Annotated in this window: 14 protein-coding genes; 10 read left to right on the forward strand and 4 right to left on the reverse strand. The window is 70.6% G+C overall.

Annotated features, from left to right (window positions below):
* The first annotated feature begins 10 nt into the window (after positions 1–10).
* Entirely contained in the window at positions 11–2,059 is a 2,049-nt protein-coding gene (gene ligA, locus B842_RS05665; RefSeq protein ID WP_040085648.1) for an NAD-dependent DNA ligase LigA, read from the forward strand.
* Between the two features lie 2 nt (positions 2,060–2,061).
* Here ligA and B842_RS05670 read toward each other — a convergent pair whose 3' ends face one another.
* Positions 2,062–2,406, reverse strand: a complete 345-nt coding sequence (locus B842_RS05670; protein WP_040085649.1) for a hypothetical protein — start codon at positions 2,404–2,406, stop codon at positions 2,062–2,064.
* Positions 2,407–2,499: 93 nt separating this feature from the next.
* On the reverse strand, positions 2,500–3,171 hold the full coding sequence (locus B842_RS05675) for an ACT domain-containing protein (RefSeq protein ID WP_040085650.1): 672 nt from the start codon (positions 3,169–3,171) through the stop codon (positions 2,500–2,502).
* A 161-nt stretch (positions 3,172–3,332) separates the two neighbouring features.
* Here B842_RS05675 and gatC point away from each other — a divergent pair, with 161 nt between their 5' ends.
* The 4 genes from gatC to B842_RS05695 all read left to right on the forward strand — a co-directional run bounded on the left by gatC (position 3,333) and on the right by B842_RS05695 (position 7,309).
* The gene (gatC, locus tag B842_RS05680) at positions 3,333–3,629 is read left to right on the forward strand and encodes an Asp-tRNA(Asn)/Glu-tRNA(Gln) amidotransferase subunit GatC (RefSeq protein ID WP_040085651.1); all 297 of its coding nucleotides are present in this window, start codon (positions 3,333–3,335) and stop codon (positions 3,627–3,629) included.
* Between the two features lie 5 nt (positions 3,630–3,634).
* On the forward strand, positions 3,635–5,122 hold the full coding sequence (gene gatA, locus B842_RS05685; RefSeq protein WP_040085653.1) for an Asp-tRNA(Asn)/Glu-tRNA(Gln) amidotransferase subunit GatA: 1,488 nt from the start codon (positions 3,635–3,637) through the stop codon (positions 5,120–5,122).
* A gap of 188 nt (positions 5,123–5,310) precedes the next feature.
* Positions 5,311–6,489: a DUF1611 domain-containing protein gene (locus B842_RS05690; protein ID WP_245631320.1), complete on the forward strand. Its 1,179-nt coding sequence runs from the start codon at positions 5,311–5,313 to the stop codon at positions 6,487–6,489.
* A gap of 43 nt (positions 6,490–6,532) precedes the next feature.
* Positions 6,533–7,309, forward strand: coding sequence for a siderophore-interacting protein (locus B842_RS05695; protein ID WP_040085654.1), 777 nt, complete (start codon positions 6,533–6,535; stop codon positions 7,307–7,309).
* An 11-nt stretch (positions 7,310–7,320) separates the two neighbouring features.
* On the opposite strand, the gene B842_RS05700 is transcribed toward B842_RS05695, so the two are convergent.
* Entirely contained in the window at positions 7,321–7,644 is a 324-nt protein-coding gene (locus tag B842_RS05700; protein WP_040085655.1) for a hypothetical protein, read from the reverse strand.
* A gap of 55 nt (positions 7,645–7,699) precedes the next feature.
* Here B842_RS05700 and B842_RS05705 point away from each other — a divergent pair, with 55 nt between their 5' ends.
* From B842_RS05705 to B842_RS05720, 4 genes are read left to right on the forward strand one after another with little or no spacing between them, the layout of a single operon-like run.
* Positions 7,700–8,962: an MFS transporter gene (locus B842_RS05705; protein ID WP_245631321.1), complete on the forward strand. Its 1,263-nt coding sequence runs from the start codon at positions 7,700–7,702 to the stop codon at positions 8,960–8,962.
* The gene (locus B842_RS05710; protein ID WP_052437775.1) at positions 8,959–10,374 is read left to right on the forward strand and encodes a DHA2 family efflux MFS transporter permease subunit; all 1,416 of its coding nucleotides are present in this window, start codon (positions 8,959–8,961) and stop codon (positions 10,372–10,374) included. The genes B842_RS05705 and B842_RS05710 overlap by 4 nt, the downstream gene beginning before the upstream one ends.
* 10 nt (positions 10,375–10,384) lie before the next feature.
* A complete protein-coding gene (locus B842_RS05715) occupies positions 10,385–11,416 on the forward strand; it encodes a 6-phosphofructokinase (protein ID WP_040087373.1) in 1,032 nt (343 codons plus the stop codon).
* Complete coding sequence (locus tag B842_RS05720) at positions 11,417–11,950, forward strand: mismatch-specific DNA-glycosylase (protein ID WP_052437776.1); 534 nt, start codon at positions 11,417–11,419, stop codon at positions 11,948–11,950.
* A gap of 63 nt (positions 11,951–12,013) precedes the next feature.
* Here the strand turns inward: B842_RS05720 and B842_RS05725 are convergent, their stop codons facing one another.
* Positions 12,014–12,964, reverse strand: coding sequence for a PrpF domain-containing protein (locus B842_RS05725; protein WP_040085657.1), 951 nt, complete (start codon positions 12,962–12,964; stop codon positions 12,014–12,016).
* A gap of 119 nt (positions 12,965–13,083) precedes the next feature.
* Here B842_RS05725 and gatB point away from each other — a divergent pair, with 119 nt between their 5' ends.
* Positions 13,084–14,589 (forward strand): Asp-tRNA(Asn)/Glu-tRNA(Gln) amidotransferase subunit GatB, encoded by a 1,506-nt coding sequence (gatB, locus tag B842_RS05730; protein ID WP_040085659.1) that lies wholly within the window; start codon positions 13,084–13,086, stop codon positions 14,587–14,589.
* The last annotated feature ends 157 nt before the right edge of the window (positions 14,590–14,746 follow it).

Genomic DNA, 14,746 nt, shown 5'->3' on the forward strand with positions numbered 1-14,746 from the left:
ATCGCACTCTGTGACTGAGCCTGTACTTGACCCGGACCTGCGCCGACAGTGGAACGACCTGGCCGAGGAGATCCGCCGCCACCGCGACCTCTACTACAACGACCAGCCGGAGATCCCCGACGCCGACTTCGACGCGCTCTTCCGGCAGCTGCAGGCGCTGGAGGCGCAGCACCCGGAGCTCGCCGTCCCCGACAGCCCCACCATGGAGGTCGGCGCGCCCGCCGCCGTGAGCTCCACCTTCGACAACGTCGAGCACCTCGAACGCATGATGAGCCTCGACAACGCCTTCGACGAGGAGGAGCTGCGTGAGTGGCTCACCCGCACCCCCTCGGAGACGTACCTCACCGAGCTGAAGATCGACGGCCTCTCGCTCGCCCTCGTCTACCGCGACGGCCGCCTCGAGCGCGCCGCCACGCGTGGCGACGGCCGCATCGGCGAGGACGTCACCGCCAACGCCCGGGTCATCGACGACATCCCGCACGAGCTCACCGGCACCGACGAGTACCCCGTCCCCGCCCTCCTGGAGGTCCGCGGCGAGGTGTTCATCGCGGTCGAGGACTTCGACGAGGTCAACGAACTGCGTCAGGAGGAGGGCGGCAAGCCCTTCGCCAACCCGCGTAACGCCGCGGCCGGTTCCCTGCGGCAGAAGAACCCCGAGGACGTCCGCAAACGCCGCCTGCGGATGATCGCCCACGGCATCGGCGCGCGCGAGGGTTTCGCGCCCGTCTCGCAGCACGACGCCTACACCGCGCTCGCCGCCTGGGGTCTGCCCGTCAGCCCCTACACGGAGCAGGTGCACTCGGCGGACGAGGTCGTCGAGAAGGTCCGTTACTGGGCGGAGCACCGCCATGACGCCGCCCACGAGATGGACGGCCTGGTGGTCAAGGTCGACTCCTACGCGGAGCAGCGGGCACTCGGCGCCACCTCCCGCGCCCCCCGCTGGGCCGTGGCGTTCAAGTACCCGCCGGAGGAGGTGACCACCACGCTCCTCGACATCCAGGTCGGCGTCGGCCGCACCGGTCGCGTCACCCCCTTCGCCATCATGGAACCGGTCTTCGTCGCCGGCTCCACCGTCGCGATGGCCACCCTCCACAACCAGACGGAGGTCAAGCGCAAGGGCGTGCTCATCGGGGACACCGTGGTCATCCGCAAGGCGGGGGAGATCATCCCGGAGGTGCTGGGACCGGTCGTCGAGAAGCGGGACGGCAGCGAACGCGAGTTCATCTTCCCCACGCTGTGCCCCTCCTGCGGCACCCGCCTCGCCCCGCAGAAGGAGGGCGACGCCGACTGGCGCTGCCCCAACACCCGCTCCTGCCCGGCGCAGCTCAGCTCCCGCCTCACCTACCTGGCCGGACGCGGAGCCTTCGACATCGAGGCGCTGGGGGAGAAGGGCGCGCAGGACCTCATCCGCACCGGCATCCTGGAGGACGAGTCCGGCCTCTTCGACCTCACCGCCGAGGACCTCGCGGCCTCCCGCGTCTACACCACCAAGGCCGGCAAGGTGAACGCCTCCGGCCTCAAGCTCCTGGAGAACCTCGAGTCCGCGAGGTCGACGGACCTGTGGCGCGTCATCGTCGCCCTGTCCATCCGCCACGTCGGGCCCACCGCCGCCCGCGCGCTGGCCACCCGCTACCGCTCCCTGCCCGCGCTCATCGACGCCCCCGTCGAGGACATCGCCGAGACCGACGGCGTGGGCACGATCATCGCCGAGTCCTTCCGGAACTGGTTCGAGGTCGACTGGCACCGCGCGCTCGTGGACCGCTGGGCGGCCGCCGGCGTGACGATGGAGGAGTCCGGGGACGACCTCGCCGCGCAGACCCTCGAGGGCCTCACCATCGTGGTCACCGGCTCGCTGGAGGGCTTCACCCGCGACGGCGCGAAGGAGGCCATCATCTCCCGCGGCGGCCGGGCCTCCGGTTCGGTGTCGAGGAAGACCGACTACGTGGTCGTCGGTGAGAACGCCGGGTCCAAGGAGACGAAGGCCCGCGAGCTGGGCCTGCCCATTCTCGACGAGGCCGGGTTCATCCGCCTGCTGGAGACCGGCTCGCCGGAGGAGTGACCTCAGGCGTCGCGGGTCTGCGGCAGGAGGGCCGCCACGAGGAAGATGACGACGGAGGCCGGCGGCAGCAGCACCCCGATGACGTTGACGGCGGCCCCCGTCCGGCCCCGGTCCAGCGCCCAGAGGATCAGCCAGGAGGCCCAGCCGATGAGGGCGGTGAGCCCCGCGGCGGTGGCCACCCAGATCGTGCCCACCGGGCCGTTGCGCACGAGCGCGAACGCCCCCATGGCGAGGGAGAGGATCACGGCGATGACGGACGCGACGATGACGTCGAGGGTCGAGGTGAGGAACGTGATGGCGAACAGCGCGGCGTGGAGGGCCGCGGCGGCGAGCAGTAGCGTGCGCATGGGACACCTCCGGTGAACCGGCAGGGGAAAGGTCCGCTGACCTCTGAGCCTACCCGCCCGCGCACGCCCTGAACAGGGTCTTTCCGACCCTCCCTAGGTGAGGATGGCACCCACGATGCGACCCAGGCGGCCCAGGTGCTCCACCTCGCTGGCCAGGAAGTCGGGGCCGCCGGTGCGGCCGACGACGAGCACCATGCCGGTGCCCACCAGGGGGGTGGCGGCCAGGGAGGAGTCGAGCAGTCCCCAGGACTCCGGGATCCACTCCTCGGCCTCGGCGTTGAGCATCCGGGCCCCGGTGACGTTGATGTCGACGGGCGCGGTGCCGTCGTCCTCGGGGGCGGCCATGGAGCCGGCGACCCGGGAGACGGGGGTGCCCTCACCGGTGTCGTCGAGGACGACGGCCCAGGAGGCGGTCATCGTCTGCGGCGTGACGTTCACCAGCGACTCCATCGCACGCGGGATGTCGCGGGCCTGGCTCGCGACCTCGGCGAGCATCTCGATCTGACCGCGTCGGTCGACGCGCCCCGAGAAGGGTCGGATGGAGTCGACCTCCACGCCGTCGATGGTGTCGGCGGCGGTGATGAGGGAATCTGCCATCGCGCCCTTGGGCAGGGACACGACGATGTCGTCCATGACGGTGCCGTCGTCGAAGGCCTCGACGACGTCGACAGATTCGATGTTGCCGTCGACAAGCCCGATCGCCTCCGCGAGTTGTCCGAGGCTCCCCGGGACATCGGGGAGGAGGACGCGGATCAGATAAGACATGACGGAATGACCGTCCTTTCGGAAACTTATTGCAAGTGAGTGATTTCAATCATAGATAACATCTCGCGGCGGCTGTGCGGATACCTCAGATAAGTTTCCCGGAGGACCCTGCAGTAGCATGGACGAAGTTCATTTAACGATGCGTAAAGGATGTACTCCCCGTGTCCGAAATTTCGCGTGATGAGGTCGCCCACCTCGCCATGTTGTCTCGACTCGCCCTGAGTGAGGAGGAGATCAAGCTGTTCGCGGAGCAGATCGACGAGATCGTCGGTGCCGTCGCCGCCGTCCAGCAGGTCGACACCGAGGGGGTGGAGCCGATGAGTCACCCGCACTCGATCGCCACCGCCATGCGTGACGACGTTCTCGTGCCCACCCTCACCGCAGAGCAGGCCCTCGACCAGGCGCCTGCCACCGAGGACGGCCGTTTCATGGTTCCGCAGATCCTGGGCGAGGAGTGACCCACATGACCACCTACACCGTGCCCGAGACCGGGCTGACGTCCCTGACCGCCGCCGAACTGGCGCAGAAGATCCACTCCCGCGAGGTCACCTCCCGGGAGGTCGTCCAGGCCCACCTGGACCGCATCGCCGAGACCGACGGTGAGATCAACGCCTTCCTGCACGTCGGCGCCGAGGCCGCCCTGGCCGCCGCCGACGAGGTCGACCGGAGCCTCGACGCCGGCGAGGCCCCCGCCTCGCCGCTGGCGGGCGTGCCGCTGGCGCTCAAGGACGTCATCGTCACCACCGACGCCCCGACGACCGGCGCCTCGAAGATCCTCGAGGGCTGGATGAGCCCCTACGACGCCACCGTCACCCGCAAGCTGCGTGAGGCCGGCATCCCGATCCTGGGCAAGACCAACCTCGACGAGATGGCGATGGGCTCCTCCACGGAGAACTCCGCCTACGGCCCGACCCGGAACCCCTACGACCTGGAGCGCACCCCGGGTGGCTCCGGCGGCGGTTCCGCGGCGGCCCTGGCCGCCGGCCAGTCCCCGCTGGCCATCGGCACCGACACCGGCGGCTCCATCCGCCAGCCGGCCGCGCTGACCAACACCGTCGGCGTGAAGCCGACCTACGGCACCGTCTCCCGTTACGGCTTCCTGGCCGCCGCCTCCTCCCTGGAGCAGGCAGGCCCGACCGCCCGTACCGTGCTCGACGCCGCGCTGCTCCACGAGATCATCGCGGGCCACGACCAGTTCGACGCCACCACCGTCCAGCGTGAGCTGCCGAGCGTCGTCGAGGCCGCCCGCGAGGGTGCCTCCGGCGACCTCAAGGGTGTGAAGGTGGGCGTCGTCAAGCAGCTCAACCGTGACGAGGGCTTCCAGCCGGGCGTGCTGTCCAGCTACCGTGCCGCCCTCGACCAGCTCGCCGAGCAGGGCGCCGAGATCGTCGAGGTCGACTGCCCGCACTTCGACGACGCACTGGCCGCGTACTACCTCATCATGCCGTGCGAGGTGTCCTCCAACCTGGCGCGTCTCGACGGCATGCGGTACGGCCTGCGCGTCGGCGACGACGGCACCCGCTCCGCCGACGAGGTCATGGCGCTCACCCGCGCCGCCGGCTTCGGCCCGGAGGTCAAGCGCCGCATCATCCTGGGCACCTACGCCCTGTCCGTCGGCTACTACGACGCCTACTACCTGCAGGCCCAGCGCGTGCGCACGCTCATCGCGCAGGACTTCGAGAAGGCCTTCGAGCAGGTCGACGTCCTGGTCACCCCGACCACCCCGACGACCGCCTTCAAGCTGGGCGAGAAGGTCGCCGACCCGGTCGAGATGTACAACTTCGACCTGTGCACCCTGCCGCTCAACCTGGCGGGCCTGTGCGGCATGTCGGTCCCGGCCGGTTTCGCCGAGGACACCGGCCTGCCGGTGGGCCTCCAGATCATGGCCCCGGCCTTCGCGGACGACCGTCTCTACCGCGTCGGCGCCGCCTACGAGGCCGGCCGCAACTAGGGTTCCCGGGCCTGTGGCCAGCGGCACATAACGATTGGTGCCGCCGGGTTCTCCCGCAGCAACCGCTGATGTTAGATTTTGTCAGCGGTTGCTGCTTCTTTTCTTTTCCGGGAAGGGTGGCACCGCCACCCCGGACCGGTCAGCTGATCGCCGGGGTCCGTTGTTTCCAGACGAAAGGCCTCTATGCCATGACCCTCCTGACCTCTGCCCCGACCGCCGCCGGCGCGATCGGGATGCCCGCCACCGCGGAGGTTGCCACTGTCACTCCCGTGAGCGCGGAGGCCGCCCGCGGCCCCCTGCGTCAGCTGCCGGTCCCGGAGCGGATCCACGCCTGCTACAGCACCCGTTTCGTCGGGGCTGCGCTGGACGCGGACCGTGCCGCCTTCCACCTGGTGGCCGGAGAGGAGGTTCTCCCGCAGACGGGGGACGTGGTCGTTGCGAGGGTCGCCCGGATCCGCAGCCACAGGCAGATCGAGACCCCGGTCTCCCGGAAGGCGACTCTCTTCGAGGACGCCCTGGTGCTGCTCGCCTACGGTCACCGCTACGCCGCGGACTTCTTCCTGGCTCATGTGCCGTCGACGCTGGACCACTGCCACCTGGTGGCGGCCGGCGGCGTGGCCGGGGTGGTCACGGAGGTGCACGGCGCGGTCGACTCGCCGACGGAGATCGAGCCGCTGGGTCTGCTCGCCACCGCCGACGGCGTGGTCAACGTCGCCGATTTCGGCGCCTACGCCAACCCGCTGGACGCCCGTCCGCGGGAGGGCCGTCCGCGCGTCATCGCGGTGCTGGGCACCTCGATGAACGCCGGCAAGTCCACGGTCGTGGCCTGCCTGGTCAACGGCCTGAGCCGCGCGGGTCGCCGCGTCGGCGCGGGCAAGATCACCGGCACGGGTGCGGGCAACGACCGCATGCACTACCAGGACGCCGGGGCGCACGCCGTCCTCGACTTCACCGACTTCGGCTACGCGACGACCTTCCGCACGCGTTTCGACGACATCCGGGCCCTCACCGTCAACATGGTCAACGCCCTGGCGGACACGGGCGCGGACACCGTCATCGTGGAGATCGCCGACGGCATCTACCAGCGGGAGACCGCCATGCTGCTGCGTGACCCGGTCTTCCACGGGACCGTCGACGCCGTCGTCTTCGCGTCCTCGGACGCCCTCGGCGCCCGCGCGGGTGTCGCCGAGCTTGTCGACGCCGGCCTGCCCGTCCTCGCCGCTTCCGGCATCATGACGCGCTCCCCGCTGGCCACGGTGGAGGCCCGCGAGGTGCTCGCCCAGTACGGCGTCCCGGTGGTCGCGTCCTACGACCTCACCGACCCGGAGCGGGCGATGACGGTGGCGAAGCCGGACACCGCCTCCTGAACTACAGTAGGTTAGGCTTTCCTAACCTACTGAGGAGTGTCCTGTGAACCGACCTGCCCCCGCCCGCCGTCCGCTCCGCTCCGCCACTGTCACCGGTGTGGAGCGGCTGACCCCGGAACTCATCCGCCTGAGCTTCCACAGCCCCGACCTCGTCGGCGTGGAGGTGGAGCACACCGACCACTACATCAAGATCGTGTTCGGGGAGATGGTCACCCGCACCTACACGTTCCGCCGCATCGACCCCGCGACCGGGTGTTTCGACGTCGACTTCGTCACCCACGGTGACCGGGGGCTCGCCGGCCCCTGGGCGCAGCGCGCCCGGGTGGGGGACACCATCACGTTCCGTGGCCCCGGCGGTGCCTGGCACCCGGAGGAGGGCTACGGGCACTTCGTGTTCGCGGGCGACGAGTCGGCGGCCCCGGCGATCGCGGCGGGCGTCGAGAAGCTCCCTGCGGGGGCCACCGCCGACGTGTACCTCGAGATCGCCGACGCCGGAGCCACCTTCGACATGCCGCAGCCGGAGGGTGTCACCCTGCACTGGGTGACCCGCGACGGCGCCACCCACGGCACCGCCCTGTCGGGGGCCGTCCGCGCGGCCGGCGTCCCGGAGGCGCGCACCGGCTGGTTCATCCACGGCGTCGCCGAGATGATCAGGGAACTGCGCCGCTGGCTCCTCGTCGACCGGCAGGTCGACCGCGGGGACGTGTCCATCTCCGGCTACTGGCGCCTCGGCATGACCGAGGACCAGTGGCAGGCCTCCAAGCGGGACTTCAACGCCGCCCTGGAGGCCGACCTGGAGCGGGCGGGCGTCGGCAGCTAGTTACCTGCCGGTTACTTCAGGTCCGAGAGCACGCACGCCGCGCCACCGGCCACCGCGGTGACCGCCGCGACCGCCGGCCAGGCGCCGATCTTCTTCGCCAGCGGGTGGGAGGCGCCGAAACCGCCCACGTAGAGCGCGGTGAGACCGGCGGTGGTCACCGGGTCGGTCTTGGCCAGCCAGGAACGGATGGCCCAGCCACCGGCGGCGGCCAGGATCACGCCACCCAGGGGGCGGATGCCGGTCTCGCGGGCGGTCAGCCAGCCGCCGAGGAGACCGAGCGACACGACGGCCGCGGTGGAGACGTTGTCAGGGGACTTGATGTCGATCATTGCCATGCGTCCACACTACGTCAGCACATCAGCGCCCCCTGCACGTCCGTAGGATGAGCCTGTGAACCAACAGACCCCGGGCCAGCCGGTGATGGTGTGGATCTACCTCGCCTCCGCCGCCATGTCGATGCTGGGCAACGCGGTGGCCACCATCGTCTGGCCCTGGCTGGTGCTCGCACGCACCGGCAACCCGGCGGCGGCCGGGGTCGTGGCGGCGGCCATCGCCGTGCCCTCACTCCTCGTGGCCTTCCTCGGCGGCCACCTCATCGACACCGTGGGCCGCAAACCCATGTCGATCATCTCCGACATCATCTCGGGGCTGTCCGTGATCGGCGTCATCATCGTCGACCAGACGCTCGGCCTCACCATGGCGCTGTTCATCATCCTCGGCATCATCGGCGCCGTCGGTGACATCCCCGGCATGGCCGCCCGCTCCGCCCTCGTGGGGGACGTGGCGCGGACCACGGGGAGGACGGTGGACTTCATCGCCGGACTCAACCAGTCCATCGCCGGCATGGCCTGGCTCATCGGCCCCGCCATCACGGGATTCCTCATGGCCGCGCTGCCCGTCGAGCACGTCCTGTGGATCACCGCCGGCTGCTCCCTGACGGCCGCCGCCCTCACCGCCCTGCTGCGCCTCATCCCCGTCCCCGCGGAGGAGGTCTCCCTCGAGGTGCCGGACCTGGGGGCCCTGCGCTCCTGGACGGAGGTGGTCCGGCCCGCCCCCGTCCGGCTGCTGGCCGCCATCACCCTCACCTCGGCGGCGCTGGTGAGCCCGTACCTGGCGATCCTCATGCCCGCGCACTTCCAGTCCCAGGACCAGCCCGTGCAGCTGGGGATCGCGATGTCCGCCTACGCCGTCGGCATGATGGTCGCCGGGGGAGTGGTGGCCGCCCTGGGCACGCAGCGCCGCCGCACGATGTGGGTGGCCGCGATGCTCTTCTACCTCGTCGGCTTCTCCCTCATGGGGGCGCTGGCCCACACCGCGCTGGTGATCGTCGGCATGGCGGTCGCCGGGGTGGGCGGCGGGCTCATGGGTCCCCTGCAGATGGTGCTGGTCACCGAGGAGACCCCGGAGCAGCTGCGGGGCCGGGCGTTCTCGGTGTTCATGGCCATCGGCCAGTTCTCGGCGCCGATCGGCCTCATCGCGGCGACGGGCCTGCTCACCCAGGTGTCCATCTACACCACGGCGGTGGTGCTGGCCGTGACGTGGGCGTTCATCTCCGTGTGGGCGATCTGGCGGGGCGTGCAGGTCCTGCGGCCGCCGGCGGCCGCAGCGTCACCCCCTCGTTCCGGCGCGGCGGGGCTAGAGTCGGCACAATGAGCTCCACCGTGCTTCCCCCGGCCCAGGCCTGGCGCGCGCTCGCCGCGCTGTGCCTGGGTTTCTTCATGATCCTGCTCGACCAGACCATCGTCGCGGTCGCCACCCCGGGGATCATGGCGGATTTCGACGCCCGCCTCGACCAGGTCGTGTGGGTCACCTCCATCTACCTGCTCTGCCTGGTGGTGCCGCTGCTGTTCACGGGCCGCCTGGGCGACCGCTTCGGGCAGCGCACCCTCTTCCGCCTCGGCATCACGGTGTTCACCCTGGCGGCCCTGGCGGCGGCGCTGGCCCCGACCCTCGGTCTGCTCATCGCGGCGCGGGCGGTGCAGGGCGTCGGCGCGGCGATCCTCACGCCGCAGACCATGAGCGTGATCAACCGTGTCTTCCCCCGCGAGCGGCGCGGCGCCGCCCTCGGCGTGTGGGGCGCGGTCGGGTCGGTGGCCACGCTCGTCGGCCCGGTGCTCGGCGGGTTCATCGTCACGGCCGTCGGCTGGCGGGGCGTGTTCCTCGTGCACCTGCCGGTGGGCATCCTGGCGGTGGTCCTGGCCACCCTCTGGGTGCCGACCCTGCCCACCTTCGCCCGGCGTATCGACGCCCCCTCCGTCCTCGTCTCCTTCCTCGGCACCACCGCCGTGGTCGTCGCCGTCCAGCAGGGGCCCGGCCGGGGCTGGCCCGTGTGGGCCGTCGCGCTGGGGGTGCTCGGGGTGCTGCTCATCGCCCTGTTCGTGCGGCTGCAGGCCACCGCCGCCGGGCGGGGCACCGAGCCGCTTGTGCCGCTGGAGATGTTCCGCAACCGCAACTACTCCCTCGGCGTGTTCTCGATCGCGACGATGGGGTTCACGGTGTCGTCGATAATGCTCCCCGTCATGCTGTGGCTGCAGGACGGGCAGGGCCTGAGCTCGCGGGACGCCGGGCTCATGCTCATCCCCATGGCCGTGGTGGCCGCCATCGGCTCCCCGCTGGTCGGCCCGGCCGCCGACCGCCTCGACCCGCGGCTGCTGTCGGTGGGTGGTTTCGGCACGATGATCGTCACGCTGCTGCTCACCGCCTGGCTGATGTACAGCGGGGGACCGGTGTGGGTGTTCCTGGTGGCGGCGGGGCTGCTGGGCGTCGGCAATGCGCTGGTGTGGGCGCCCAACTCGGCGACGGCGATGCGGACCGTCGACATCGCCTACATGGGTGCGGCGGCCGGCGTGTACAACACGGGGCGCCAGACCGGTGCGGTCCTCGGCGCGGCCGGGGTGGGGGCGGCGATGCAGGTCGGTGCGGCCACGGCCGGGTTCGTGCCGGGTCTCGCTCTGTCGCTGCTGCTCCCCGTGGCCGTCCTCGGTCTGGGGCTGGTGGCGGTCGCCTTCTTCGAGACCCCGCCACACGCCGAACCACAGGGTGCCGAACAGCGGGCCGGGGACTAAAGTGGTCTCCATGCGACTTGCCACCCTCACCTCCGGCGGCGACTGCCCCGGCCTCAACGCCGTCATCCGCGGCATCGTCCGTACCGCCAGCTCCGAGTTCGGTTCCACCGTCGTGGGATACCAGGACGGCTGGCAGGGCCTGCTGGAGGACCGCCGCGTCGACCTCTACGACGACGAGCACATCGACCGCATCCTCCTGCGCGGTGGCACGATCCTGGGCACCGGTCGTCTGCACCCGGACAAGTTCAAGGCGGGGCTCGACCAGATCAAGCAGAACCTGGATGACGCGGGCATCGACGCCCTCATCCCGATCGGCGGCGAGGGCACCCTCAAGGGCGCGAAGTGGCTGTCCGACAACGGCATCCCGGTCGTCGGCGTGCCGAAGACCATCGACAACGACGTCTACGGCACCGACTACACCTTCGGCTTCGACACCGCCGTCGCCGTGGCCACCGACGCCGTCGACCGTCTGCACACCACCGCCGAGTCCCACAACCGCATCCTCATCGTCGAGGTCATGGGCCGTCACGTCGGCTGGATCGCGCTGCACGCGGGCATGGCCGGCGGCGCGCACTACACCGTGATCCCGGAGGTGCCCTTCGACATCTCCGAGATCTGCAAGAAGATGGAGCGCCGCTTCCAGATGGGCGAGAAGTACGGCATCATCGTCGTCGCCGAGGGCGCCGCGCCCAAGGAGGGCACGATGGAGCTCAAGTCCGGTGGCGTCGACCAGTTCGGCCACGAGATCTTCACCGGCATCGGCCAGCAGATCGCCGACGAGATCCACGCCCGCCTCGGCCATGACGTCCGCACCTCCGTCCTGGGCCACATCCAGCGCGGTGGCACCCCGACCGCCTTCGACCGCGTCCTGGCCACCCGTTACGGCGTCCGCGCGACCCGCTCCGCCCACCGCGGCGAGTTCGGCACCTGCGTGGCGCTCAAGGGTGAGCGGATCGAGAACATCACGCTGGAGAAGGCCGTGGGCACCCTCAAGACCGTGCCGATGGACCGCTGGCTCACCGCCCAGGCCATGTTCGGCTAGGTGCGCGACCTCCATCTGGACACCTGCCGGCTGCTCGTCGTCGGCATCAACCCGGGTCTGGTGTCGGAGCGCGTCGACGCGCCCTTCGCCCGCCCGGGCAACCGTTTCTGGCCGGCGCTCCACGCCGCCGGCATCACGGAGACGCTTGTCGACGCCCGCGACGGCCTCACCGCCGCCCACCACGCGGAGCTGCTGCGGCGGGGCCTCGGCTTCACGAACGTCGTGCCGCGGGCCACGGCGGTGGCCTCCGAGCTGACCCGCGAGGAGTACCTGGCGGGTGGGGCGGTGCTGGCGGAGAAGGTCGCCGCCCAACGCGCGGCACGGGGCGGGCCGCGGATCGTCATGGTCGCGGGGATCGGCGCCTACCGCCTCGCTTTCCGACGCCCCCGTGCCCGCGTCGGCCGCCAGGAGGAGACGATCGGTGGCGCCGAGACCTGGGTGGTGCCGAACCCCTCCGGTCTCAACGCCCATGAGACGGTCGATTCCCTGGCGCGGGCCTACCGCGAGGTGTGGGACCGGCTGCAGACCCCGTGAAACGTACCGCGAAGGTAGCTCCGCCGGTGCGGGAACGGGGCCTCGCGGCATGTTTCGCGGACCTCAGACGTAGGCTTCCCCGCTGAGCAGGATGCGGGCGGTGCGGGGGAGGGCCACCCAGTCCAGCGTGTCCCCGTCCGCGGAGGCGGAGACCTCGACGTCGCCCTTGAAGTGCTGCAGGGTGAGCGTGTCGGGTCGCCCGTCGAGGACGTCGTCGATGACCGTTCCGCCGAGTGCCACAGCCCCGGCCAGGGCGAGGATGCCCGTGCCCGGCAGTGCGTGGTGGACGCGGCCGACGCTGGTCATCACCACGCGGAGATCCGCTCCCGGCGCGACCATGGCGACCCGGGGGATGACCTTCGAGGGCTGCAGACCCATGGCACGACCGGCGGCGACGCGGAGACGCTCCAGTCTCTCGAGCAGGGTGGCGTCGGAGTTGAGCCCGGCCATGCCGAGCGCAGGGTCGACGCCGACGTCGGCGGCGCGGACGATGACGATCGGATTGGCGACGTCGATGAGCGAGACCTCGAGTCCGTCCACCTCGCAGCGACGGCCGACGGGGAAGATCTCCCCGCACTTCTCCCCGCCGGGGGAGAGGAAGCGCATGTCCACGTGGTCGTCGAGAAGCACGAGCTCGAAGAGCGCCTCCGAGTTGCGGTTCCACACGCGCGCCCGGTCACCGGGGAACAGTCCGGTATGGCGGGCGTAGTGGAGGACGGCGGAGGAGATGTTGCCGCAGTTGCCGGTCCAGTCGACGCTGGCCTCGGTGGGGGAGACCTGCGCGAAGAGGGTCTCCAGGTCCGCGCGGTCAGAAGGGCCGACGAACATCACCTTGGAGTTGGAGCTCACGCCGCCGCCGAGGCCGTCGACCGCCTGCGGATCGGGGGAGCCGATGAGACGCAGGCAGAGTTCATCGCGTGCGGCCTGCGACTCCGGCAGCGCGGACATCGGCAGGAAGACGGCGCGGCTCGTGCCGCCACGGACAATGCTGACGGGGAGGGTGCGTGTGCTCATGGAGGTCAGCGTAGGCGCTGCACCGCGGGCGAGACACCGGCGGAACCCCTGGACCCCGTTCACCGGTTTGGCGTAGGTCCCTGACGCGTGCCGAAAACGGAGCAACTACACTGTCCCCCATGACTGCCGCGATTCATGATCTGATGGACTTCGACGAGGTACTGGAGAAGTTCGACCCCGTCATGGGCCTTGAGGTCCACGTCGAGCTGGCCACGGAGACCAAGATGTTCTCCACCAGCTCCGCCCACTTCGGCGCCGAGCCGAACTCCAACGTCGACCCCGTCTCCCTCGGGCTGCCCGGCGCCCTGCCGGTCGTCAACGCCAAGGGCGTCGAGTGGGCCATCAAGATCGGCCTGGCCCTCAACTGCCAGATCGCCGAGTCCTCCCGCTTCGCGCGCAAGAACTACTTCTACCCGGACCAGCCGAAGGGCTACCAGATCTCCCAGTACGACGAGCCGATCGCCTACGACGGCTGGCTCGACGTCGTCCTCGACGACGGCACCGAGTGGCGCGTCGAGATCGAGCGCGCCCACATGGAGGAGGACACCGGCAAGCTGACCCACCTCGGTGGCGTCGCCGGCCGCATCCACGGCGCGACCGCCTCCCTCGTCGACTGCAACCGCGCCGGGGTGCCGCTCATCGAGATCGTCACCAAGCCGATCCTCGGCGCCGGCGCCCGCGCCCCGGAGATCGCCCGCGCCTACGTCACCGCCCTGCGTGAGCTGGTCAAGGCCATCGGCGTCTCCGACGCCCGCATGGACCAGGGTTCCATGCGCGTGGACTCCAACGTCTCCCTCCGCCCGATCGGCCAGGAGGAGTTCGGCGTGCGCACCGAGACCAAGAACATCAACTCCCTCAAGTCCGTCGAGCAGGCCGTCCGTTACGAGATGATGCGCCAGGCCGCCGCCATCGAGAACGGCGAGGAGATCGTCCAGGAGACCCGTCACTACCAGGAGCTCGACGGCTCCACCCGCAAGGGCCGTCCGAAGGAGTCCGCCGAGGACTACCGCTACTTCAACGATCCGGACCTGCCGCCCGTGCTGGCCCCGCGGGAGTGGGTCGAGGAGATCCGCGCCACCCTGCCGGAGCTGCCGTGGGTCCGCCGCGCCCGCCTCCAGGAGGAGTGGGGCATCTCCGAGGCCGAGATGCGGGACCTGGTCAACGCCGGTGCACTCGAGCTGATCCTCGCGACCGTCGACGCCGGCACCACCGCCGACGAGGCCCGCGCCTGGTGGGTCAACTACCTCTCCGCCGCCGCCCGCGAGCAGGACATCGAGCTCGAGGCCCTGGCCATCACCCCGGAGCAGGTCGCCGAGGTCGTCGGCCTGGTCAAGGAGGGCAAGCTCACCACCAAGCTGGCCCGTCAGGCCGTCGACGGCGTGCTCGCCGGTGAGGGCACCGTCTCCGAGGTCATCGCCGCCCGCGGCCTGGAGGTCGTGCGTGACGACGGCGCCATCGAGGCCGCCGTCGACGAGGCCCTGGCGGCCAACCCGGACATCGTCGAGAAGTACCGGGCCGGCAACACCAAGGTCACCGGCGCCATCGTCGGTGCCGTCATGAAGGCCACCCGCGGCAAGGCGGATCCGGCGCTGGTGAACAAGCTCATCGCGGAGAAGCTGAAGTAGCTTATCGACGCTGCGTCAGGGGTGCGTGGGCCGTGTCGGCCTGCGCGCCCCTCGTCGTATTGACGACGCTCGTCAGTCCCGGCAACCAGGTGGCGCCGGGGGTTCAGCGCCTGCGCTGCCAGGAGCCGGACAGTGCTCTACCGTGAGTACCCAGCAG

The sequence above is a fragment of the Corynebacterium humireducens NBRC 106098 = DSM 45392 genome, assembly GCF_000819445.1.
GTDB classification, from domain to species: Bacteria; Actinomycetota; Actinomycetes; order Mycobacteriales; family Mycobacteriaceae; genus Corynebacterium; species Corynebacterium humireducens.